Source organism: Aliiglaciecola litoralis, from assembly GCF_039523355.1.
GTDB classification, from domain to species: Bacteria; Pseudomonadota; Gammaproteobacteria; order Enterobacterales; family Alteromonadaceae; genus Aliiglaciecola; species Aliiglaciecola litoralis.
Genome location: NZ_BAAAFD010000046.1, coordinates 1 through 813, shown reverse-complemented (window position 1 = coordinate 813; position 813 = coordinate 1). Strand labels below are relative to the sequence as shown.

Sequence of the window (813 nt, the reverse complement as noted above, 5' to 3'; positions counted from 1 at the left end):
TAAAGTGTTGAACACCATTCAAGTCTGCTTGAATATCCAAGCCTACGTTGGCACAACCACTGGCTTGACTCATTACCGCAGCATATGCATTGATCAATCCTGAGCCTTGAGTCAGTGGATCATAGGTTCTGCCTGTTGACGGATCTTTTAGCTGAGAAGCACTGTCCATCAAACGACATTTCACATCATCTGGCGTTAAGTAAGGGTTATACTGAAGCATCAGCGCCACTGTACCTGATACCACGGCCGCAGCTTGTGAGGTACCTGATATCTGGTAATAGTCTTCGCCTAAGTCATCTTCAACCAAGTTTTGATTGGTCAGCAGACCTTTATTCATTTTCGAACGAACATGACCACCAAAGGCAACCACTTCTGGCTTCACAAAGCCTTCAAAGGTGGGTCCTTTAGATGAAAACGTAGTGATACGGTCATCTGAGAAATTCGATTCTGTGAAGTTATCGGTTACTGCACCTACCGTTATCACATAAGGGTTGTTACCTGGCACGGTGACGCTGCCGTAATCTGAACCAGAGTTACCTGCAGAGGTCACGACAACCACACCGGCATCCCACAAACGCATCACCGCTTGGTTAATCGGATCGTTCCAGTAGGTAGACTGCACGTCTGCACCTAACGACAAGTTCACCACACGAATGCGGTATCTAGCGCGGTTTTGATAAATATAATTCAAACCATCCAATACATTGGTATAGCTACCACTGCCGGTGCCATCAAATGCTTTAACTGACAACAAGTACACATCTGGTGCCATACCGTTGTATTTACCGTTTTCGCTTTGAAGGCTGCTGGCAA

At 46.1% G+C, this 813-nt stretch carries 1 protein-coding gene; it reads right to left on the bottom strand.

The window, feature by feature from the left end:
* The coding region (locus ABD036_RS19105) for a S8 family peptidase (protein ID WP_343862797.1) at positions 1-813 on the bottom strand (813 nt) is incomplete at both ends.